This window comes from Flavobacterium sp. P3_A6 (genome assembly GCF_056403035.1).
In genome coordinates, this window is the sequence record NZ_JBFUGG010000005.1 from 40,174 (window position 1) to 63,674 (window position 23,501).

The window sequence follows — 23,501 nt, forward strand, 5'->3', positions numbered from 1 at the left end:
TATATTTAAAACAATCTGATTACTCAAATGAATCCATAAATACCATTTTTAGCCATTGGCTAACAGGATAAAAAACAAATTTAAATTTCGTTTTCTTTATACATTTTTAAAGAAAAAAAACATCTAAAAGCGAAAGCTATGATAAAGATTATTAAAATTGACGAGGACTCACGTGTACCAAAATACAAGCAAATTGTTGATTCCATTTTAACTAATATCAGTAATGGAAGTTTGAAAATAAATCAAAAAATTCCTTCAATTAACAGTTTTAGTGAAGAGTTTTATATGTCAAGAGATACTGTTGAAAAGGCATATAACATCTTAAAAGAACGAAAAATCATCACTTCAATCCGTGGAAAGGGATATTATATTACCCAAACCAAATTGGTTTCGAAAGTAAATGTGCTGTTTGTGTACAACAAATTAAGTTCTTATAAAATGGCAACTTATAATTCTTTCATTAACACCATTGGAGCCAACGCCCACACCGATCTGCAGATTTATCACTGCGATGAAACGCTTTTTTTGAATTTGCTCGATAAATATGAAGGAGCTTACGATTACTATATAATCACGACTCATTTTAAGACCGAAGCTTTAAAACACAGCAGTTATACTGATGCGGTTATTGATGCCATTAATAAAATTCCTAAAGAAAAACTGATTATTATGGATAATATCAAATTAGGAATAAATAATGATGTTATTAAAATTTATCAGGATTTTGAAAACGACATTTATAATGCGCTGAAGGAAGGTTTGGATAAAATAAAACACTATACCCGAATAATTTTAGTGTATCCGGATAGAGCCGTGTACCCATATCCTAGAAGAATTCTGCATGGTTTCAAAAAGTTTTGCGTCGAATTTGGAATCAATTATGAAATTATAGATGAAGTATATGATGACATTGTGCTGAAAAAGGGAGATTTATTCATCACCATCGAAGAATCGGATTTGGTGAACCTAGTGAAACAAATCAGAGACACCAAAATGAAATTAGGCAAGCATATTGGCGTTATCTCCTATAATGACACACCGCTGAAAGAATTATTAGGCATTACTGTAATATCAACAGATTTTAAAATAATGGGGGAAACTGCAGCGCAGATGATTTTAAACAAAGAAATCGGGCAGGTAAAAGTTCCGTTTAATTTCATTTACAGAAGATCCATTTAAAACTTAAAATACTAACACTTTACAAAACAATGAAATTTAAATTAAATCAATTATTATTTCTTGCATTTGCAGTCACATTCTCAAACTGCCCCATAAATATTCAGGCACAGAATACTGGTTCATCAAAAGATTCCTATAGTGGCATTGAATTTAAAATGAACAAAATAAACGAACCAAAAATCCCAAATAACAGTGTAAATATTACAGATTTTGGAGCTGTAAACGGCGGAACCGTTTTATGTACCAAAGCTTTTGCAGATGCCATCGATGCTGTTTCCAAAAAAGGAGGCGGAAAAGTAATTATTCCTCCGGGAATCTGGCTTACCGGCCCGATTATTCTAAAAAGCAATATTGAACTGCATGCACAAAGAGGAGCTTTGATTAAATTTTCGAATGACAAAAATCTGTATCCTATTATCCAAACAAGCTTTGAAGGATTAAACACTTGGCGCTGTATCTCGCCCATTTACGGAAAAAACCTTGAAAATGTAGCTTTTACCGGAAATGGTGTTTATGACGGTTCCGGCGAAGTATGGAGAATGGTAAAAAAAGGCAAATTGACCGAAGACCAATGGAATAGTTTTGTAAAATCCGGAGGAGTATTAAACGATAAAAAAACAAGCTGGTATCCATCAGAACAATACGTGAAAGGAAACCAGAACGCTGATCAAAATGTCCGTCCTGATTTAAAAACCAAAGAACAATTTGAAGAAATCCGTGATTTTCTTCGTCCTGTAATGGTCAGCATTCAAAACAGTAAACGCGTTTTATTTGACGGTCCTGTTTTTCAAAATTCACCAGCTTGGAACATTCATCCTTTGATGATTGAAGATTTAATTATCCGCAACACAACTGTCCGTAACCCTTGGTATTCTCAAAACGGAGACGGGCTGGATGTAGAATCCTGCAAAAATGTCTTGGTAGAAAATTCCAGTTTTGACGTTGGCGACGATGCAATCTGCATTAAATCGGGGAAAGACAAAGACGGCCGTGACCGCGGTGTTCCCTGCGAAAATATCATTATCAGAAACAACATTGTGTATCATGGGCACGGAGGAGTAACTGTAGGAAGCGAAATGTCTGGCGGCGTAAAAAACATGCATGTTTCCAACTGTACTTTTATGGGAACCGATGTTGGTCTACGTTTTAAAAGTAACCGCGGACGCGGCGGTGTGGTAGAAAATATCTTTATTTCGGATATTTTTATGAACAATATTCCATCACAGGCTATTTCTTTCGACTTGTATTACGGCGGAAAATCGATTGCCGAAAAACTGGCCGAAGGAGAAACTAACACTGTAGCTGCAGCCGTTCCAGTTGATGAAAAAACACCTCAGTTTAAAAACATCGTTATTAAAAATATCTATATAAATGGCGCACAGCAGGCTGTGTTTTTACAAGGCTTGCCTGAAATGAATTTAGAAAACATCGAAATTTCCAATTTAACAGGTAAAGCCGATAAAGGTTTTTCTATCATTGATGCTAACGGAATTAAACTAAACAACATCAATTTAGAAATTGCAAACCCTACAATTTTTGACATTTACAATGGAAAAAATATGTCTCTGAAAAATATCAGTTTCAATTCAGATTCTCCAAAAGCGGTAACTATTAACGGCGAAGCAAGCAAAAACATCGAACTGGTTTCGAACGCTAAAACTGACTTTAGCAAGAAAACCACTGTAGGTGAAAAAGTGGCTAAAGGCGCTGTAAAAATGTAAGCATCTCGCTTTATAAATTTAAAGAAAAGGCAATTTTACCGCTTGGTAAAATTGCCTTTTTTGATTATTTGCTGTTGAAGATAGAAATGTTTAAATACTAATGATACCCTAGCATGCCAACAGTAATAAAATTATCTCGCAGAAAATTCTTCAAGAATTTGAAGTTGTTTTTTTATATATTAGCAACATAACAAAAAGCTGTTTAATGACACAAAACTAGCTAATATGGGCAGATTGGAGTCGTTTTATGGCACATATAAACGAATTGGCAGCAATATTTCCGCACCAAACAAAAACATCTAAAATAAAATGACCGAAATAAAATTATACAAATCAAGTTGGAAGGGAATTAGACTTATAGCATTGTCTTTACCTTTTGTTATAATTGGTATTTGGATGATTTCAAAAGAAGAAATAGGAACATTTGACTATATTATGGGGTGGCTTTGTGTTTCGTTTTTTGGTTTAGGAATTCCATTAGGATTTTTTGTTTTATTCGATAAAAGACCACAAATAATAATTAATGAAAATGGAATTTCAGATAGAACTTTAAAACAAGGAGAAATAAAATGGGAACAAATCATTGAAACTTATCCAATTGATATTCATAATCAAAAATTCATTTCAATAGTTGTTGACGAAACATTTGAGTTTAAGAAAAAACAATATAAATGGGCTGAAAAATTAAACGAATTTATTGGTGCTCAAAAATTAAATCTAAACTTAAGCCAAATAAAAATTGATGAAATTGAACTCACCGAATTATTAAACAAAATAATAAATTCAGAAAAAAACGAAAGAAAAAATCATATCCGAATATTTTCATCAAACCAAAAATTAATACCAAATTTTGAACTTCAAAATTATCTAATTTATTTCATCATTTTAGTTATTTTGGTTTTAACATCATTAAGCAATTTCAATGCTTTTATGACTATAATGATTCTAATGGGAATATCTGCAATAATTGCAAGTTGGTATCGAGGAACAAATAATAAATCAACCCTATATAAATATGCTAGAATAATGACTTTTTTAGGTTTTATCAATATGGTTGTGCTATTACTTGTGTTTGAAATTTATGATTTTACCTCTAACAAAATAGGAATTGAAATACACAACGAAATAGAAACATATAAAAGCAAATTTGGAAATTATCCAAATGATATTAAAAATATTCGTGAAAAACTAAATTTAAACCCAATTCAAAACTATATTGTTGACAAAATAGAATACGAAAAGAACGGAAATGAATATAAATTGAAATTAGAAACTTTAAATAATAATCAAAAAGAATTTGATGCCGAATTAAATGAGTGGAATTAATACTGCTACCAACAGCTACAATGGAACTTCGGTGAATATATCTATCCAAAAAACAAAACTTTTAAATAATAAAAAATCAACTTATGACACCTAAACAATTAGTAAAACTGAGCAACATAATTGGAATAACTGCAATAATATTGTTGGTTTATTGGGTTTTCACATTTATAACTATTCAAGTTTTTGGATTAAAAGTTTTTAGAGAAAATATGACTGAAACTTTTTACTTAAGTATTTTGGGAATTCTTGCGTTGATGCTTGGTTCGCTAATTATAAATATTATGTTTAACCTAACCAGAATTGCAGAAAACAAAAGCACAGAAGAAAATAATACAAATTCAAATAAAAAATTCTATTTAATTGTACTTGCTATTTTTCCAATAATAGCGATAATATTATTTGGCGGAGATTATTTAACTTCAAGAAATAAAGAGGAACTTTTGGTTAAATCTGCTAAATCAATCATTGAAGAAAATGTCACTAACAGCGAAAAACTGGTGAATTATAATTTTTCGAAAAAATACATAATTGAAACTAGCGATATTTTAGAAATCTATTCAGAAACTGATACAAATTTCCCAAGTGTAAATTTATTAGTTAGAGATAGCATAAATGGCTCTCCAGTTTATTTAGGGTTTAATCAAAATAATAGTCAGAATTTAAATGACACCGTAAAACCTCAAAAAATAAGATATATCTATAAAACAACTCAAATAGAAAGAGAATATTTAGACAAAATATTTAATGGAAAAAGTACCGAATTAAGATATAGTAATAAAGATGGGAACTATGAATTATTTTATCCCTATAAAAAAGGTAAAAAAATAATTGTTTTATATTTTTCAGATCAAGTACGATATGGAAAATTAGGAAGCTAAGAAACTCAAAACTATGCTAACATTCAACAAGAAATACTTCCTCTTAACAATTCTAATTTTTGCCATAGAAGTTTTCATTGCATTATATGTTCATGATACAATCATTCGCCCGTATATTGGTGATGTGCTGGTGGTGATTCTGATTTACTGTTTTGTAAAATCTTTTTTGAAACTGCCTGTTCTGCCTGCTGCAGTATTTGTACTGCTGTTTTCCTTTGGAGTAGAATTTCTTCAGTATTTGAATATTGTCGAAAAACTGGGTTTGCAAAATTCAAAAATTGCCAGAACTGTTATTGGAACCTCATTTGCATGGATTGATTTAGTATGTTATATTGCGGGAATTATTATTGTTCTTATTGCAGAAAATAATTCAGGAAAAACAGAAGACGATACTATAGTTACCAACAAACCGTAAAATGAGAAAATTTATCATCATATTAATTTCAATTTTGACCGCAAATGCTTTTGGTCAAAAGAAAACTGAAAATTCACAGGCAATTTCCGAACAGGACACTGTCATTAAAGTCGTTAATGTAATTAAATACAAAGGCGCTAAAAAACCCGCTTACTTTTTAAATGGGGAAATCGTAAGTCAAAGCGTTACAAAATTTTTAGATCCAAATAAAATTGAGAGTGTCAACGTTGAAAAAGAAAATATTGAAATAGGGAATATTAAATATACAGGTAAAATTACAATTGTAACAAAAAATAATTACAAGCCTAATTTAATTTCGCTGAATGAATTAAGACTCAAATACACTACGGTTCCCGAAAATGGAGCAGTTTTCCAAATTGACAATGAAATAGCTGACGGCGATTACAAGACATATTTAATAGATAAAAATTACATCTTGAAAATAGTAGTCAATAAACTCGAAAATCCAGATATAAGCATCATAAAAGTACTAAGTAAATCGGAGGAAAACATAAAAAAATCCAACGAAATAATAATCCGCGGAGATACTCATTAAGCCACGTCATTCGCATTTAAAAAAAATTAAACACGAATTTCACAAATTAACACAAATTAAAATCTGTTATATAAGGTTATAAAAATTATCCATTAAGAGATTAAGTCTAAAGTTTAAATGATGCTTAATTTCTTAACGGTTAAAAAAAACTAAAACCTGATACATTTATTTAAGTCTTGGGTCCTTTTTTATTAAAGCTTTGTAACGCATCATCGCTTCGACCAGATAATAATCGCCATACGTGAGCGGTGTATCTATTTCGGTTTTCTTCGGCATATTCCCTACTCCGTGTTTTAGCAAAAAACCGCCGTTTGTTCCCACAGCTGCAATATATTCTGGTGTCAATAAACTTGATAAAATAGTTTTGGCTGTATCATAATAATGCATTCCTTCTTTTCTATCAACATAACCGCCTAACTCCAATAAAGCCGAAGCAATCAATGAAGCTGCAGAAGAATCCCGTAAAGCATTAGGAATATTTGGTGCATTAAAATCCCAATACGGAATTTTATCTGCCGGCAGATTAGGGTGATTTAAAATATAATCAGCAATGTTTTTGGCCTGCTTTAAATATTTAACATCTTTTGTTTCCCTGTACATTACAACATATCCGTACAATCCCCAGCCTTGTCCGCGTGCCCAAGAAGAATCATCGGCAGCTCCTTGATTAGTGATTTGTTTGGTTACTTTTCCAGTTTCATTATTGTAAACTACTTCGTGATACGAACTGTAATCTTTTCTAAAATGATTGACCATCGTTACATCAGCATGCTGAACGGCAATTTTATAATAAGTGCTGTCTCCGCTGTGTTTTGTTGCCCAGAATAAAAGCTCCAGATTCATCATATTATCAATAATCACCGGAGATTCGTCTTTATCAGCATGATTCCAAGGTGCACTGTCCCATGATTTGATGCAGCCTGTTTTTGGGTTAAAACGGCTTGCCAATGATTTGGCACTGTTCATCAATATCGCTTCATATTCGTTGCTTGGCTGTAACCGTTCCGCATTTCCGAAACTGCAGAACATCATAAAACCCAAATCGTGCGTAGTGGTATTAAATTGTTCTTTTTTCAGGTCTTCCAATACGTTCAGCGCTTCCTTTTTTAATTCGGGAACTCCTTTTACTTCATCCAGATACAGCAAAGTTCCTGGATAAAAACCGCTGCACCACCAGCCAGAATCCGAGGTTTCCAGTTTATTTTTATCTGCAAAATAAGTTTTTGGATACTTCCCAACACTCACTTGTTTGCCCAAATAAGCATATTGCTGTACAGCAGTTTGTAAAGCGGCATTTATTTTTTCCTCTAAATTTTGTTTGCGAAAACCCGCAGAAACAAAAAACACAGCCACAATAATCAATAAGCAATACTTCTTCATACAACTATTTATTTACAGATATTTTTTTTAATTCAATTATGCGTACGGCTTGAGGCTCTGCATCTGCTAATCCTTCTCCATCTGCCTGACTCACATTTTGAGAAAAAATATGCAGCTCCGACTTATCCTTCCACAATTCTTTATCAATATTTGGTTCCCACTGCCCTACAGAATAATCCGTAAGATCAGTAAGTTTCCATTGCTTTTTATCCAAACCAGCACTGGCCAGAGTGATTTTATTAGCTCTTTCCTCATCTCTGAAAAGCAGATAAAGCATCGATTTGCTGACCAAAATTTCTGGACGCGAAATCGGAATCCTTTTCGTTCCTCCGCCTCCTAAAGAAAAAGTCTTGCTATGAAAATCAGTATCAATTTTATTCCATTTTCCCTTATCTAAATACACCACTTTATACTGTGGCACTCCATTATCATCCCAATAACTCGCAATATACGGATTTCCCAGCGCACCAACTGTCATTGCTGTTTGATTTATTAAACTGCTGTTTTGAGGCACTTTCCAAGCAATTTCTGCGCTGGTTTTTGTAATTGGTAAACTGTATTGCTCTCCTGTAGATTTTTGCCAAGTTTGTCCTCCGTCTGCTGAAAAAGCGTAACAAATATCATGATTAGTCGAAACATCCCAGCTCTCACGCCAAACCCACGAGATATAAATTCCTTTTTTGCCCACGCACATCTGCCAGTAAGCACTGCGCTGGTTTTCGCCATCAATTAAGTTATTCTGCAAGGAAATCCATTTTTGAGTTTTCACATCATACGATTTCAAAATCATATTCCCTCTTCCCGAAGCGCCCGAACGGTAACAAAACAACAGCTTCCCGTTTGGCAGATTATGAAATTCGGGATAAGTCACCTTCACTTCGTCATTGCCAGTCATGGATTGTTCCTCACCCAACTCTAAACTAAAAGGTGTTTTGCTCTTTGCATACCGCAAACGGGTATCATGCTGATCCCAGCTTACATGAAGAAAACCATCCGTATCGACCGCAATGCTAATGCTGTTATGAGCATCTTTTACATTGCCGCTATAGGGCGTTATTACTTTTTGCCATTCATTAGAATTCAGTTTGCGCTTTGCCAAAATCATTTTGCCATCAGCATTATAATAAGCGGTAAATTGCCAATTTTTAAAAGTTGTCAGAGCACTATTCCTAAAAATAACGGTATTCACCGAATTATTACTCCAGCCCAAACCAATTTCGCTTTCACTGGTTTCTAGCTGAGCATGAACTACTGCACAAAAAAACAGCATCAATAAAGCTAAAATTTTACGGCCAAATCTACATCTGTACAAACTATCGGTGACTTTCTGTGACATATATTTTTATAAACTTAGTACTCTGAATTCGATTATTAATTTTAGAAGCAACAACATCAGGTATTTTTGGTTATATGATTCCTGCTCTCCACTATATCTTTTCTTTTTTAAAGGAAAGAAGAAAAGGTAATTGCGAGAGCAATTTTAGGAGATCAGGGCTAAAAACAAACATATTGCCTGCTTGTTATTATTTGGCTCCAGCCAAAATCAGGTAAGTAGCAAATATAATAACAGAACTATTAAATACAAACCAGTACCCACCAGTTTTTAGAAAACCAAAACTAGAAATCCTAAATTTTTTCTAAGGCGTTTTCACCAAAACAATATTAGGTTTTGGAGCAGTCTTCATTCCTTTTCCCATATAAAAACCTGTATGCGGCGGTTGGTTGTAACCTACATTCTGCCAAGCGATGCTTAAGCGGTATTGCGGATCGTGCATTAAAGTATACTGCCTGATATCTGTTGGAATTGCAGTGCTATAGATTCGTAATTCGGTATTATCAGTGCTTCTCAAAATCAATTCTTCTCTCCAGTCACCCAAAATATCTGCCGATAAACCAGGAGTCGATTTGGTTCCATTATTGGATTGTGCACCTTCTGCAGTGAACAATCTTCCTTTGCCGTATTTGTCAATATAATTAGAGTTAAGAAGTTCACGGGAAGTATCACCATCCCAATAAATTAAAAAATTAGCTGCCCTTGGAGATTCTCCAATTTCATTTCCTTTAATATCATATAAAAATTTAGATCCCGACCACCACATTTGCGCACCAATTCTAGTATCGTCAATATTATCAGCTACACCTCTGCCTACATCTTCATCATTCATTGCAGTAAATAATGTTTTTCCGTTTGCTGCCGAAAACAAAGCAACACCAGGGCCTTTTGTTCCTTCTTCAATTTCATGAACTCCAAACACTTCCAAACCTGGAATTTCTGGATCCAAATCACTCACGTGCAAAGCATCCCCGTGACGATAACCTGTAGTGTACAATCCTTTCCCATCATCATCAACACACATCGAACCATAAATAATTTCATCTTTTCCATCAGCATCTACATCAGCAACCGAAAGTCCGTGATTCCCCATTCCAGAATATGTACTTTTACCATCTTTGGTATCAAAAACCCATCGTGAAGTTAATTTCTTATCCCTAAAATCCCAAGCTGCCAAAACTATTCTTCCATAATATCCGCGACACATAATCACACTAGGATGAACACCGTCCAAATAAGCCACACAGGCAGTAAAACGATCTACTCTGTTTCCGCTGGCATCGTTTCCGCCATTACCGCCTCTGCCTCCCCATGCACCAATATCTCCTCTTTCGGCAATGTAATCGACCGTTGTAACTGCACTTCCTGTCCGTCCGTCAAAAACGGTAAGATATTCAGGTCCCTCTAGAATTTTACCAAAAGTTCCAGACTTCTCATCAGTATCTCTCCAGTCTTTTGACGCATCACCAATCACTTTACCAGTTCCGTCCACAGTTCCATCAGCAGTTTTACAGACAATTTCGGCGATACCGTCACCATCCAGATCGTATACCATAAACTGAGTGTAATGCGCTCCTTCTCTAATGTTTTTGCCCAGATTTATTTCCCATAAAAATGTACCATCAAGCGTATAAGCCTGAAGAATAACAGGATCTGTTAAGCCTTTATGCGAATTATCGTGTCCTATTCCCGTCATGTGAACAACTAATTCGTACTGCCCGTCACCGTTCAAATCTCCCACCGAAATATCATTGGCAGTATATCCGTTTATCGCTTTCAGCGGAATAGACAGATAGTCTTTTACCGCTGCATTGGCAGCAATAGTAAAACTGCCTTTGGTATCACTTTCCTTTCCATTAACAACCGTTTTCACAAACCATGTATTATTTTCATCAGCCTTAGCAGTTTCATCACTGAAATTGGTCGCTCCAGTAATTGGCTTTTCGTTAAGCAGAATAGCTTTTCCCGTACCGCTTTTTCTATATAAATTAAAAGCTAAATCATCAGGATCTGTGCCTAAAATACGCCAGCTGATAAAAAATTTTCCATTTTGATTAATGGCAATAACTCCTCTGTCCAGATTTTCCATCTGTCTTTGACCCAAAACAGAAAACCCAATCAGAAACAACAATACATTCCATTTTAAAAGCTTAACTTTTGACATATTTTATCCTTTAAAACTAATTAGTATAAGAAAAATTTATTGTGGTGAAATTCCTCCTTCCAGAGAAAAACAATCCAGTATAGTAGACTGTTTATCGGCTAAATGGTTTAAAACATTTTTTGAAAACCTTCACTTTTTACTTTCCAGGTGCCGTCTTTCGGGAATCCCGGATTAGCTTCTGTACTGCCTTCCCAGCCTCCGCACATCATTGCAACCGCAGTTAATAATCCTCCATTTCCTGGAAGATAAAGCGTCAATCTTTCTGCTTGATAATTGTGTCCGTTTTTCAGATAAGTATTAGTGGTTACTTTCATAAAAAGAGCGTCAATAGCTTTTCCAGGAAGTCCCAAACGTGCTGCAGCCATAGCAGTCATTGGGAAATCCCAGCCCCAAGTTTTTTGCCAAGACCAAGTATCCCAAACTAAATCAAATGTGTTTTTCATTATTTTTTTATCCAATAAAGAAGTTTCAGGAAGCATTCCAAAAGTTCCCAAAACCGATGGGTGGTCTGTTTTAAATTCAGGGTTGGTATACGAATCTTGAGCACTTTCAGCCGCCAGATACACATTGTTTTGAATAGGAAGCGGCGACAAGTCTTTTAGGACAGCTTCCCATTTTTCGGGAACAGGCTGCTTCATTTTCTTTTTCCACGCAATAGCCGTTTTTAATCCCCAGTTCCAATACGCCAATTCGTAGGTTGGATTAAAAGTCTGCATTGCCACAAAACGCTCCTGCGCCGGAATTACTCCTGGCCCTAACATGTAGCGTTTTTTGTCTTTATCATAAAAAGCAAAGGAAGCCATAAAATCGGCGGTGGCAAAAACACGCTCGCTGTATTTTTTCAAAGTAGCTTCTGACTTGGATGATTCATACAATAATTCAGCATAAGTGATAAAATGCGGCTGCTGCCAAATCAAAAATGACCCTACCGATGACGGGCTTTCGTTACCGTCCGGATCTGTCATTTTCTGCCATCTTGCTCCTTCAAAGCCTTGTCTCTGTGCTATTTTTTTGGCTTTATCAAATGCCTTTTGATACCAGCCTAATGTGTTTTCCAAATATTGAGGTCGGTTCCAAAGCGCATAATGAACACCGTGCCACCAATGCATTTCCAAATGCGGTTTTCCATACCAGCTGTTATAAGTCAGCCCCGTTTCCTGCGGAGGCATAGAACCTGCGCATTGTATTTTTGTCAAATATTGCGAAAGCACAATTCTTCGTTCCAATTCATTTGCTCGTGGGTCAGTACTTCCTGCAAAATCAACTGCAGCACCGCTTTTCCAGAATTTTTCCCAGCCTGAAACAGAACTTTTTTCAATATCTGTAAATGCAGGAACAGTTCCTTTATTTTTATTCGTTTGAATGAACAGACAGCTCAATTCTATCGTATTGCTTTTGGAAGGTTCCAAAAGAAAATAATGCTTTGCTTTTTCTTTTAACTCAGCAGTCCCCTTCCATTTCAAATTAATGTCATACGAAATACTGTCCATCACATGAGTAATCGCAGCTTCCGATTTATTTTTGATTTTCAGGATGCTTTTGTAATCCTGTTTGCCTTCCCATTTCATTCCCATATCGCCCCAATCTCCTGTTGGAAACGGAATGCGGACACGAATTTTCAAACGTCCTTGTGTGATTAAATCCGATTCTACTTTGAAACCTAAAGCATCTTTTGTCTGATCGCAGGCAGTTATTACTTTTACAGCAACTCCTTCGACTTCGAAATAACTTTCGATTTTACCTGTCCATAAATTCAGTTTCTGATTAATCGCTTTGATGTCATCAGGCTGTACTAAACTGCCGTCTTTTTTGGTGATTTCAAATCCAATATTAGCTAACTGCAATAAATGTGGATTCTGACGAAACCATTCGACAGCTTCTTTTTTGTGTGCCGGTTCTTTGATCTGTGTCGAATACGAAATTTTTCTTCCGTACTGATCGACATCTTTCAAAGTTTCAGAAAACTTATAACCGTTTACATTTTTATAACTGTCCCAGCCCCATTCGGCCTGAGTTCCTAATGGAATTCCTCTTTGATATTTTTCGGGAAAAGTCTGCAAACCTGTAGCATCAACAGTATAGGCAAAAGCACCGTTCCCAACACTCAGCGAAGCCAAAGTATCGATTTGCGTAATGATAACATCGTGTCTTGCCACTACAGCTTTGCGGTCAATTTTTTCTTGGGCGGCTACACCTATGGAAAATAGCAAAATGCAAATAATCGAATATCTTTTCATATGTAGATAATATTTGTTTTTTAATGGAATATGGTATCGCCATTCTTCATTCCTGTTTGTGATTTGGAATCATGGCGATTTCATGTTTTTAGATTTTAAAATAAAACTATTTAATTAATGTAGCACTCATCAAACCAATTACAACATCATTGGCAATGGTTTGTATTGAAAGACTTTTTAAGGTTTTTGATGTATTCAATGGAAGATCCAAAACTGTTCCGGCTCCGCCATCAATACCATTATTAGCAAAGCCTTTTATTGCTTTATAATCATTGAAAGTGCGGGAAACAATTCCAGACTTCAAATAAACACGCGGCGGTCTTGGGGCATTGGTACTAAATGCCAATCCGTCCACAAAATAATCCTGTTCAATGGGCCACCAGTTTTCAGGATTTTTCAGTTCCAATTCTTCAGAAGAACCATCGGTATAATTGACAATTACTTTACCATTTGTCATTCGGCTTTGCATCGGATTGGTAGAACCTGCGAGCATTAGATACAAATGAGACGCTTTTCCGCTTAATGGAATTGTTACCTTTTCGGGAAAATTATCCCACATGGAAGTGAAAACAATATTGTTCTTATTTTCGTCTGATGGAGTTTCAAAAACAATTCCTTCAGGAGTCGTAATTTTTCCATTTGCTTTGGCTTTCGAACGTAAACCAGCATCATCAATAACCGGATTAATCAGCGGATAACACCAATTCCCAATTCCCTGTAGAGGCAACTGCAGCGTAGGAGTTTTTGGTCGCGGCGATTCGTATTTTTGTTTGAAAATATCGGTCACTTTTGCATTAAAATAAGACGCCAGAGAAATTGTTTCTGATTTTAAAGTTTTGTTTTCAGGTATGTCCCAACTGATAAATGATAGTGGATAATTGCTACCGTCATTGGTTTGTAATTGAAAATTATTGGTTCCTGTAATTAGATTCTTCAGCGGAATTGTAATGATTTCTGAACTGTTTGCATTAATTGAAACTGCCTGCGGAATTTCTTTTCCAAATGGATTGAAAAGCAATTTTCCGTCACCATTTTTACCTGAATTATTTTGAACAAAAAGCAATAGATTATTCGCATTTACTTCTTTGACAATTGCTTCAAATCGTGGTTTGCAATTGAAAGTAATAGGTTCCCACCAAATCATTTCGCCCTGCTGCAACTGTACAAAAAGTGTTTTATCGCCAATACTGTTTACCATTCCAGAAACTTTATTTTCGGTTTTTGAAATAGAACTCAAAACCTTCTGCGGATCATATACCTCGATGATTTTTACCTTTTTAGTTTCCAATACAAAAATATCTTTCGGATTGTAAATATCCTGTACTTTTATTTTTTCTAAAGGAACAGCTTCCCAATTGACTGCAATAGTATATTTGTCAGCATACGGCGATTCAATTACAATTTCAGGTTTCCCGATTCCGTTTTTTGTAATCGTATAATTGGCTTTATTTCCATTAATAGTAACGCTGTTTATTTTTTCATCTGCACTGTTTAGGATGAACTTTAAATTCATTTTTGCAGTTAAACGATTGGCAATTTCATAAGAATCAATGTTTTTTTCTCTTTTGAAAGAAAAAGAAATATCTGGAATTTCCAGTGAAGCCGAATCCCATTTTTCCGGGAATCCCGGTTTGATTGTCAGCTGATGAGCCAGTGCATCGGGCTGAATTCCAAAAAGTCCTTCGACCAGTGTTCTTGATGCCATCCCGATTGGATCGGCAAAATCGCGATACAATTCTCCGCGTATGGCATCCTGATACATTAACTGCTCAAATCCGCCTGGTGAAGGGCTTAAATACATGCTTTCTACCAAAGCACTTTCCCACATTTTAAACGCTTTTTCAGCATTTCCTCCCTGCCAATACGCCAACGAAGTATGCAGTTGTTCAGCCAAAGCCACATTATTAATCGACCAAGTATAAGGTTGCCAATTGGTTGTGCCTATTACATATAAATCTTTTTTGTCCAATCCTTCAACTTGAATTGGAATATGAGGGATTTGTGTGTCTACATAGCGAAGCATTTGATAATTCTGAAAAGGATTCGCAAGTTCGGAATCAATGGTATGGTAAATACTCCAAATCGCAGGAGTTTCGTGCAACAATTGCTTGCCCATAGCATCTTTATATTCGGCAAAAATTCCTTTTTCTGGAATCCATAATGTAGAAGCTGTAGCTTTGGCTATTTTATTGGCTTCGGCAGTAAACGAGTCTGCATTTTGCTGTAAAACAGTTGCAATTGTTGCAGCTGTTTTGTTCGAATAATAATTATAGGCTGACGAATGAATCACGCCTCCACCACTATATTGCAAAGCATCACTCGCCCAAATGGATGCATAAGCATCATACAGACCGTCATTATCTACATCGAAATTTCGTTTTTCCCAATCGAGATGTCTTTGCAAAACTGGCCACATTTCTTTCATAAATTTGGTGTCGCCTGTCCATTTGAAATGGCGCAGCATTTGATCGAAAAAAACCAAATTCATATCATAATGATGTGCAATTGTATTATTGTCTGGCTTACGGCTAATGTATCCGCTGCTGAACATTGAATTGCCCATTTCTTCTTTTTGACGTGCCAAATTTCGTTCGGCATCAAAAACTACAGGACCGGTTAATGGCTGTGTAACCTGTGAATGGCTATAACTGGTAAAATGTGTTTTTGCTCTATCGTGCCAGCCCAACGGATCTGCAACATACGCACCGCGCCAAGCATTTAAATGCATACGCCAAGCTACAGCACCGTGCAGATAAGCGGGACTTTCCCAAATTCCATCGGCTGCAACTGCCAGCGCCGAACCTAATGTATTTATATAAGCATCTGATGTGGTTACTTTTACTCTGCTGGCTAATTCCTGTGTCTGCTGTGATGCTTTTTTGAACAGCTCAGCTAAATCTGCCTGAGTTTTTGCTTTAGAATTTACATTTGTATGGAATGACCAAAATAAATCTGTTTTTAAAATAAAATTGATTTTACCCACAATCAGATTTTGTTTTTCTGGTGCTGAAGCAAATAATTCTAAAGGAGAATTTTGTTTTTCAGCATTCGCTAAATGAACTTCGGATGATGGAAACATTCCCAACAAACTTTTGTCATTTCCTGTTTTTTGCTTATTCGTTTCGGAACCGTATTCCAGCAAAAACGAATTCTCTTTTATCGTATATTGATTATTGGTGCAATACTCGGGCTTTAAATAAAAACTAGATTCTGGGTCGGCGCCAATGTCTCCATCACGGCTAAATTTTCTGCCACTGGCTCCTCCAAACGCCCAAATGAGAGAATTCTTTTTATCGGTATCAATGCCAGAAACTTTCAAAACAAAACCTTCTTCATCTTTCAGCGCAACGATTTCAATTTTCAATTTTCCTTTGCCTAAAATAGGGTCATGAATTTCGTAAAACATTTTTCCGTTGGCATAACGAGTCGTAATTGTATTGGCTTCGGTTATCCATTTGCTTTTCTTTCCATTGGACAAACCTAACTTTAAATTACCTCCCATGCCAGGCATGTACATCGCAAATTCGGGTAAATCTCCAGCCTCCACTCTAAAAGCTGTATTGGAGCCATACAAGGCACGATTGAATTTTCGAGTACCATTTTTAAGTAAAAAGCCATCTCCATCCGGCACGTAATGAATTTTACGCGGAGCTGTTTCTTTTATTCCTTTTTCCTGACCAAAAAAGACTGTCGAAAACATAATAAAAAGCAAACAAAGCAGTGAAATCGGCTTAATTTTCATAGATATGTATAGACAATATTAAACTTTTCTGCATTTTTTTATTCTAATTAAATATCTCTTTAAACAGAAGTAAAAATCAGTATCAAACTAAAAAATCAAAAAAATGCAGATTGAATAATAATTAATAAAGCAATATTGCTGTTTTTTAAACACTATTCTATCCTGTACCTACCCGTAATTTATATAAAATCAGTACTTATTTAACATTTTAAGCAACCTAATAGTACAGGATAGTATTTAAAAAGCGAACCATTAGTTTTGAAAATCTATTAACCAAAATTAAATTAAATGAAACCTTTTAGAATCTTTACTTTGCTTGTATTGGTTTTGTGCTCTTCAAATATACTTTTATCAATAGATAAAAATGTGGATGATCTTAATCCAAAAAGCACGACCACACCCATTAAACCAAAGGTTTTTAATTTTGAATCTTCTAAAAAAAACAGCAAATCCACCAATGTGTTTTCTGCTGATAAATATGAAGAAAATACAGGATATGGTTTTGATTTTGATACTGCTGAAAATGCTGTTTTTACTGCCATTGGTTTAAAGATTACTAAAAGCACTTATTTTTCGGTAAAAGTTCCTGAGGGAAATTACAAAGTAAAAATCACTTTGGGCAACGATAATAAAGATTCTAATATTACTGTAAAAGCAGAATCCCGAAGAATAATGATTAATCAGCTTTTGATAAAAAAAGGTAAATCTGCCATACAGGAATTCAATGTAAATGTTCGTAACTGTTATATTAATGATTCCTATTCAATAAAATTAAAAGACCGTGAAAAAGGAGACTTGAATTGGGATAACAAACTAACCCTAGAATTTTTAGGAACAGCAAATATTCAAAAAATTGAAATTATTCCACTTGATAAAGTTACTACCATTTTTCTGGCAGGCGATTCTACTGTAACCGATCAAGACGTAGAGCCTTGGGCTTCATGGGGACAAATGATTCCTCAGTATTTTAACACCAATGTTATCGTAACCAATTATGCTTGCTCTGGTCTTGCCTTGAGTTCTTTTAAAAGCAGCAATCGCCTGCAAAAGATAAGTTCTCAAATTAAAGCTGGCGATTATTTGTTCATTGAATTTGGTCACAATGATGAAAAAATAAAAGGCATGGAAAATACTGCCTGGAAATCATATTCAGATTTATTAATCGAATTTATTCAGGCAGCTAAAGACAAAGGGGCCATTCCAATTTTAGTTACGCCTACACAACGTCGCGCCTTCAATACCGACGGAACCTTAAAAGCAACGCATGGAGATTTCCCCGATGCCATGCGTGCCGTAGCTAAAAAGACGAATGTGCCTCTTATTGACATTACCGCAATGACTACCCAATTGTATGAAAAATGGGGAGATAATGCTTCCAGAAAAGCTTTTGTACAATACCCTGCCAATACTTTTCCAGGGCAGACCAAAGCTTTAGAAGACAATACTCATTTTAATAGTTTTGGAGCCAATGAAATTGCACTTTGTATAATTAAGGGAATCCGTGACTTGAACTTACCTTTACAAAAAGACATTTCAAAGCAAACACCAAAATACAGTCCCGAACATCCTAATTACATTTCAAATTGGACGTTACCAATGAGTACGCGTTTTGAAATCGCAAAGCCTGACGGCAATTAATTTTTTTGAATACATTTAAAATGAAAATACAACAAACTTTACAATCTCTTTTTATTGTTGCGATGACTATCGTTCCAGCACAAAGCAATTTTGCTCAAGAAACGGACAAAGTTTTACTTTCCGGAAAAGATTTTGAACACCCGGTACAATGGGATTTTTATTGTACCGATGGCAATAACAGTAAAAAATGGACGACTATCAACGTGCCTTCCCAATGGGAATTAGAAGGTTTTGGCGAATACACATACGGAAGATGGTATAAGGAACTTAACCAAAAAGAGCCTAGTAAAGAAGAAGGTCTTTATAAATACGTATTTGATGTTCCCAATGATTATAAAGGCAAAGATGTCTTGATTGCTTTTGGCGGTGCCATGACGGATACCGAAGTAAAAATTAACGGCAAATTAGCCGGAGAAATTCATCAGGGCGGTTTCTATGAATTTAAATATGATATCACTTCTTTATTAAAATTTGGCACCAAAAACACGCTGGAAGTTCACGTATGGAAACATTCGAACAACAACTCGGTTAATGCTGCAGAACGCAGAGCAGACTGGTGGCTGTTTGGCGGAATCTATCGTCCAGTATGGCTGGAAGTATCCCCAAAAACACAAATTCAGCATATAGCGGTAAACCCAAAAATGGACGGTTCGATTACTATTGATATGAACCTTAAAAACATTCCTAAAAATACGGTTGTAGAAGCCTCTTTGAAAGGATTAAACGGTGAAAATTTTCAAACGTTCACTTTTCCGATTAAGGCAAAAAGCATTAAAGAAACAATCGCTGCCCAATGGAAAGATGTTAAGCCTTGGAATCCGGAAACTCCAAATTTATATACACTAGAACTGTCTCTGAAACAAAACGGGACAGTACTTCACAAATTGGACAAAAAAATTGGTTTCAGAACTTTAGAATTCAAGAAAAAAGACGGAATTTATGTGAATGGTACCAAGATTATAATGAAAGGAATCAATCGTCATTCCTTTTGGCCGGAAGGCGGGCGCAGCACCAGCAGACGCATCAGTGTGTTAGACGGCCAGCTGCTGAAGGACATGAATATGAATGCTGTACGCGGCCATTACCCGCCAGATGAGCATTTCATGGAAGTCTGCGACTCTTTGGGACTATTTGTTCTAAATGAATTAGCCGGATGGCAAAACTCTTATGACACCAAAACAGGAACAAAATTAGTGACCGAAATGATTACCAGAGATGTCAATCATCCATCAGTAATTATTTGGGATAACGGTAATGAAGGCGGCTGGAATTATGAAGTGGACAAAGTTTTTGACGAAAATGATCCTCAAAAAAGAATTGTAATTCATCCTTGGTCAGATTTTAATGGCTGGGATACACACCACTACCCTACTTATTTAACGGGTATGCACCGATTCAACAGTGGCGAAAACGTGTTTTTCCCAACCGAATTCATGCACGGAACTTACGACAACGGTCACGGTGCTGCTCTTGAAGATTTTTGGACTCGCTATAAGCAAAGTCCTCTGTTTGCCGGAGGGTTCATGTGGGCAATGCTGGACGAAGCTGTTTTTCGCTCCGATTGGAAAGGCGACGTGAAATTTGACTCCAAAGGCTCTTTGGCAGCTGACGGGATTTTAGGCCCGCACCGCGAAAGAGAAGGCAGTTATTATACGGTAAAAGAAGTTTGGGCACCCATTCAGTTTGCTCCAAAACAAGTCACAGATGCTTTTGACGGCTCCTTTTTAATAACCAACGATTACCTGTTCAGCAATTTGAATTCCTGTAAAATGGAATATAAAATAATGAAATCAGATGCCGATATTCTTTATACAGCCGGCGTTTCAAAAGTAGTAAGCTCTGGTAAAATTGAAATCCCAAGTATTGAACCAGGCGAAACCCGCAAAATTAAATTTGCTGTTCCTGCGAACTTTGCAGAGGGAGATGTTTTGTCTATTACTGCAAATGACCAATACGGCAAAGAAATCTATACTTGGACTTGGCCTATTCACAAAGCCAGCTATTTTGCCAATAAATTTTTAGTTTCTAAAACTGTTAAAACTAAAGCCATTGCCACCCGAAATGGAAATGAAGTTGTTTTAAGCGGTGACAATGTTACCGTGACTTTGGACAGCACAACTGGAGAAATCTTGACGGTTAAAAACGCAGCTTCTGTAATTCCGCTAACGAACGGTCCGCGTCCTATCGGGATGAAAGCCAAATTAAAAGATGTTCAGCTTTCGCAGGAAGGAGAAAATGCAGTCTGCACCGTTACCTATTCCGGTGGGTTAAACACCATAAAATGGATTATGTATCCTGACGGAAGGTTCAAAATGGAACTGCTCGCTTTGAAAAATGCAGAAAATGCAGGAGGTTTTGATGGTGCTTATTTTGAGGATAAAATTAATTCGTTCGGAATCACATTCAGTTTCCCTGAAAAAGAAGTTACGGGAATAAAATGGTTTGGAAGAGGCCCTTACCACGTTTGGAAAAACAGAATCAAAGGAACTACTTATGGTGTTTGGGAAAAGAACTATAACACCACTATAACTGGCGAAAGTTTTGAGAATTTGGTTTATCCGGAATTCAAAGGCTATCATGCCAATTTATTGGGAGCCAATCTAAAAGCGGGTACATCGTCATTTAAAGTTTTTAGCGAATCTAACAATTTGTTTCTGAGATTATTTACTCCCGATTTACCTAAAAATGGTTTCCCAGGAAGCAACCCGCAGCCTGCTTTTCCGGAAGGCGACATTTCCTTTATGTATGAAATTCCAGCGATGAGAGATTTCAAACCATTGGAACAGCAAGGACCGGAAAGCCAGCCAACAAATATCCGCATCAAAAAAGGAGACGATGGAATATCAATGAATTTGTGGTTTGATTTTAGAAACAATAATTAAGAAATAGAACAGAGACCAATAAAATAAATTTATACATATATGAAAATTATACGATTAATGGCTTTACTGTATGCAGCAGTACTTTTTTTTAATTTCACCCAAAAAACTGAAACCAAACCAACCCTTTTTATAGTTGGCGATTCAACTGTAAAAAACGGAAGCGGTAAAGGAGATGGCGGTCTTTGGGGCTGGGGCGATTTTATTGGCCAATTCTTGGACACTACCAAAGTTTCTATACAAAACCATGCTTTGGGAGGAACCAGCAGCCGAAGTTTTCAGTACAAAGGATTGTGGGAACCTGTTTTTAAACAGCTTAAAAAAGGTGATTATGTTTTTATTCAATTTGGACATAATGATAATGGTGCCATAAATGATACGACAAGAGCCAGAGGAACAATTAAAGGAATTGGCAACGAAACCGAAGAAATTGATAATCTGTTGACTCACAAACATGAAATCGTTCATTCGTATGGCTGGTACATTCGAAAATTAGTACAAGATGCCAAATCAAAAGGAGCTATTCCTGTAGTTTTTTCACCAATTCCAAGAAACGACTGGAAAGACGGAAAAGTGCTTCGCAATAACGAATCGTATGGCCTATGGGCAAAACAGATTGCTGAGCAGGAAAAAGTTGCCTTTATTGATTTAAATGATAAAATGTCTTTGGAATTAGAAAAAATCGGTGAATCCAAAGTGATGGGAACCTATTTTTATGAAAGAGACCACACCCATACTTCTGCAAAAGGAGCCGTTTTATCAGCTTCAGTAATTGCGAGTGAACTCAAAAAAAACAATAATTCATTTGGCAAATATGTTTTAGCGAATCCAAAAATTAAACTTCCTAAAAAGAAAAAAGTGTTTTTGATTGGCGATTCTACAATGGCAAACAATGGCAACAATGAAAATGCCGTAGGCTGGGGAGTTGCTTTCCCGCAATTTTGCGATACAACACGAATTGATGTCATTAATAAAGCAAGGGGCGGCAGAAGCAGCCGTACTTATGAATTTGAAGGCTTATGGAAAGACGTCAAAGACCAATTACAGCCTGGAAACTTTGTTATTATTCAGTTTGGCCATAATGATGCAGGAGCTGTTGACAAAGATAAATACAGGGGCTCTTTAAAAGGAAATGGCACAGAAACACAAATTGTAAACCGCGCTGACAGCATTACTGAGACTGTGCATACTTTTGGCTTTTATATCGAAAAATACATTAAAGAAGCTAAAGAAAAAGGCGCAATTCCGATTGTGATGAGCCAGACACCAAGAAACGAATGGCCGAATGATAAAGTAGAACTTAGAGAGGACAGCTATAACAGCTGGTCAAAGACTGCTGCCGAAAATCAAGGAGTTGATTTCATTGATCTAAATGTAATTGTTGCCAAAAAATATGAAGCTTTAGGCAAAGTAAAAGTAAAAGCCTTTTTCCCAAAAGACCACACGCACACTAGCCTCGAAGGCGCAACACTCAATGCACTGACCGCAGCGGAAAGGATTAAAAACTTAAAAAAATGTGCTTTGAGAGATTATATTGAGATTCCGAAAAAGAAAGAATAATATAAAATTTTATTTGAAATCAAGTGCGGTAATATAAATCTATTGCCGCACTTTTTTTATGGGAATACAATTCAAAATCCGTGCATCACTTTTTTTAAAACCAAATATGCATTGTTTTTCAACCTTTTTTATGATAATTTTTGGTTCAATCTAGTGTCTAATGTTGAATAATTATAGAAAAAATAACAGATAATCAATAAGTTAAGGCAATTAAAAAAAGTATTGAGTTTTTTCACCAGACCCAATATGAGATTTCAGTTCCTCAGAACCTCACTTTTGCTGATGACTTCTTTAAAATTCTAACTCCCGATAGATACCCTTATCAATCGCTAACACTTCCTATCAACTCGGCGGGTACATACACTCTCACTCTCCTAGAAAAAAACCATACCCGACATACTAAAAAATTACAAAAGAAATTACTGAGAAATTCGCAATAAACCATTTCACATTTTATTAAAAATAAATTCATAAAACTGACAAAACAAGCAAT

At 35.8% G+C, this 23,501-nt stretch carries 14 protein-coding genes; 9 read left to right on the forward strand and 5 right to left on the reverse strand.

The window, feature by feature from the left end:
• The first annotated feature begins 138 nt into the window (after positions 1–138).
• The 6 genes from AC1DVP_RS06765 (at position 139) to AC1DVP_RS06790 (ending at position 6,075) form a co-directional block, all read left to right on the forward strand.
• Positions 139–1,179: a GntR family transcriptional regulator gene (locus AC1DVP_RS06765; RefSeq protein WP_477182738.1), complete on the forward strand. Its 1,041-nt coding sequence runs from the start codon at positions 139–141 to the stop codon at positions 1,177–1,179.
• Positions 1,180–1,208: 29 nt separating this feature from the next.
• The gene (locus AC1DVP_RS06770; RefSeq protein ID WP_477182739.1) at positions 1,209–2,900 is read left to right on the forward strand and encodes a glycoside hydrolase family 28 protein; all 1,692 of its coding nucleotides are present in this window, start codon (positions 1,209–1,211) and stop codon (positions 2,898–2,900) included.
• 309 nt (positions 2,901–3,209) lie between these two features.
• On the forward strand, positions 3,210–4,226 hold the full coding sequence (locus AC1DVP_RS06775; RefSeq protein ID WP_477182740.1) for an STM3941 family protein: 1,017 nt from the start codon (positions 3,210–3,212) through the stop codon (positions 4,224–4,226).
• Positions 4,227–4,309: 83 nt separating this feature from the next.
• Positions 4,310–5,104 (forward strand): hypothetical protein, encoded by a 795-nt coding sequence (locus tag AC1DVP_RS06780; RefSeq protein ID WP_477182741.1) that lies wholly within the window; start codon positions 4,310–4,312, stop codon positions 5,102–5,104.
• 13 nt (positions 5,105–5,117) lie between these two features.
• Positions 5,118–5,519, forward strand: coding sequence for a ribosomal maturation YjgA family protein (locus AC1DVP_RS06785; RefSeq protein ID WP_477182742.1), 402 nt, complete (start codon positions 5,118–5,120; stop codon positions 5,517–5,519).
• Between the two features lies 1 nt (position 5,520).
• A complete protein-coding gene (locus AC1DVP_RS06790; RefSeq protein WP_477182743.1) occupies positions 5,521–6,075 on the forward strand; it encodes a hypothetical protein in 555 nt (184 codons plus the stop codon).
• A gap of 165 nt (positions 6,076–6,240) precedes the next feature.
• Here AC1DVP_RS06790 and AC1DVP_RS06795 read toward each other — a convergent pair whose 3' ends face one another.
• From AC1DVP_RS06795 to AC1DVP_RS06815, 5 genes are all read right to left on the reverse strand, one after another.
• Positions 6,241–7,455 (reverse strand): glycoside hydrolase family 88 protein, encoded by a 1,215-nt coding sequence (locus AC1DVP_RS06795; RefSeq protein ID WP_477182744.1) that lies wholly within the window; start codon positions 7,453–7,455, stop codon positions 6,241–6,243.
• Between the two features lie 4 nt (positions 7,456–7,459).
• Positions 7,460–8,791: a BNR repeat-containing protein gene (locus tag AC1DVP_RS06800; protein WP_477182745.1), complete on the reverse strand. Its 1,332-nt coding sequence runs from the start codon at positions 8,789–8,791 to the stop codon at positions 7,460–7,462.
• A 301-nt stretch (positions 8,792–9,092) separates the two neighbouring features.
• A complete protein-coding gene (locus tag AC1DVP_RS06805) occupies positions 9,093–10,952 on the reverse strand; it encodes a rhamnogalacturonan lyase (RefSeq protein WP_477182746.1) in 1,860 nt (619 codons plus the stop codon).
• 107 nt (positions 10,953–11,059) lie between these two features.
• The gene (locus AC1DVP_RS06810) at positions 11,060–13,189 is read right to left on the reverse strand and encodes a hypothetical protein (RefSeq protein ID WP_477182747.1); all 2,130 of its coding nucleotides are present in this window, start codon (positions 13,187–13,189) and stop codon (positions 11,060–11,062) included.
• 106 nt (positions 13,190–13,295) lie between these two features.
• Complete coding sequence (locus tag AC1DVP_RS06815; protein WP_477182748.1) at positions 13,296–16,931, reverse strand: DUF4450 domain-containing protein; 3,636 nt, start codon at positions 16,929–16,931, stop codon at positions 13,296–13,298.
• A gap of 288 nt (positions 16,932–17,219) precedes the next feature.
• Here AC1DVP_RS06815 and AC1DVP_RS06820 point away from each other — a divergent pair, with 288 nt between their 5' ends.
• Genes AC1DVP_RS06820 through AC1DVP_RS06830 form a run of 3 tightly spaced genes read left to right on the forward strand, consistent with a single transcriptional unit; the run spans position 17,220 to position 23,008 of the window.
• On the forward strand, positions 17,220–18,569 hold the full coding sequence (locus tag AC1DVP_RS06820; protein ID WP_477182749.1) for a rhamnogalacturonan acetylesterase: 1,350 nt from the start codon (positions 17,220–17,222) through the stop codon (positions 18,567–18,569).
• Between the two features lie 20 nt (positions 18,570–18,589).
• Positions 18,590–21,451 carry a glycoside hydrolase family 2 protein gene (locus AC1DVP_RS06825; RefSeq protein ID WP_477182750.1) on the forward strand — a complete coding sequence of 954 codons (2,862 nt, stop codon included), beginning with the start codon at positions 18,590–18,592 and terminating at the stop codon, positions 21,449–21,451.
• 39 nt (positions 21,452–21,490) lie between these two features.
• Entirely contained in the window at positions 21,491–23,008 is a 1,518-nt protein-coding gene (locus AC1DVP_RS06830) for a rhamnogalacturonan acetylesterase (protein WP_477182751.1), read from the forward strand.
• The last annotated feature ends 493 nt before the right edge of the window (positions 23,009–23,501 follow it).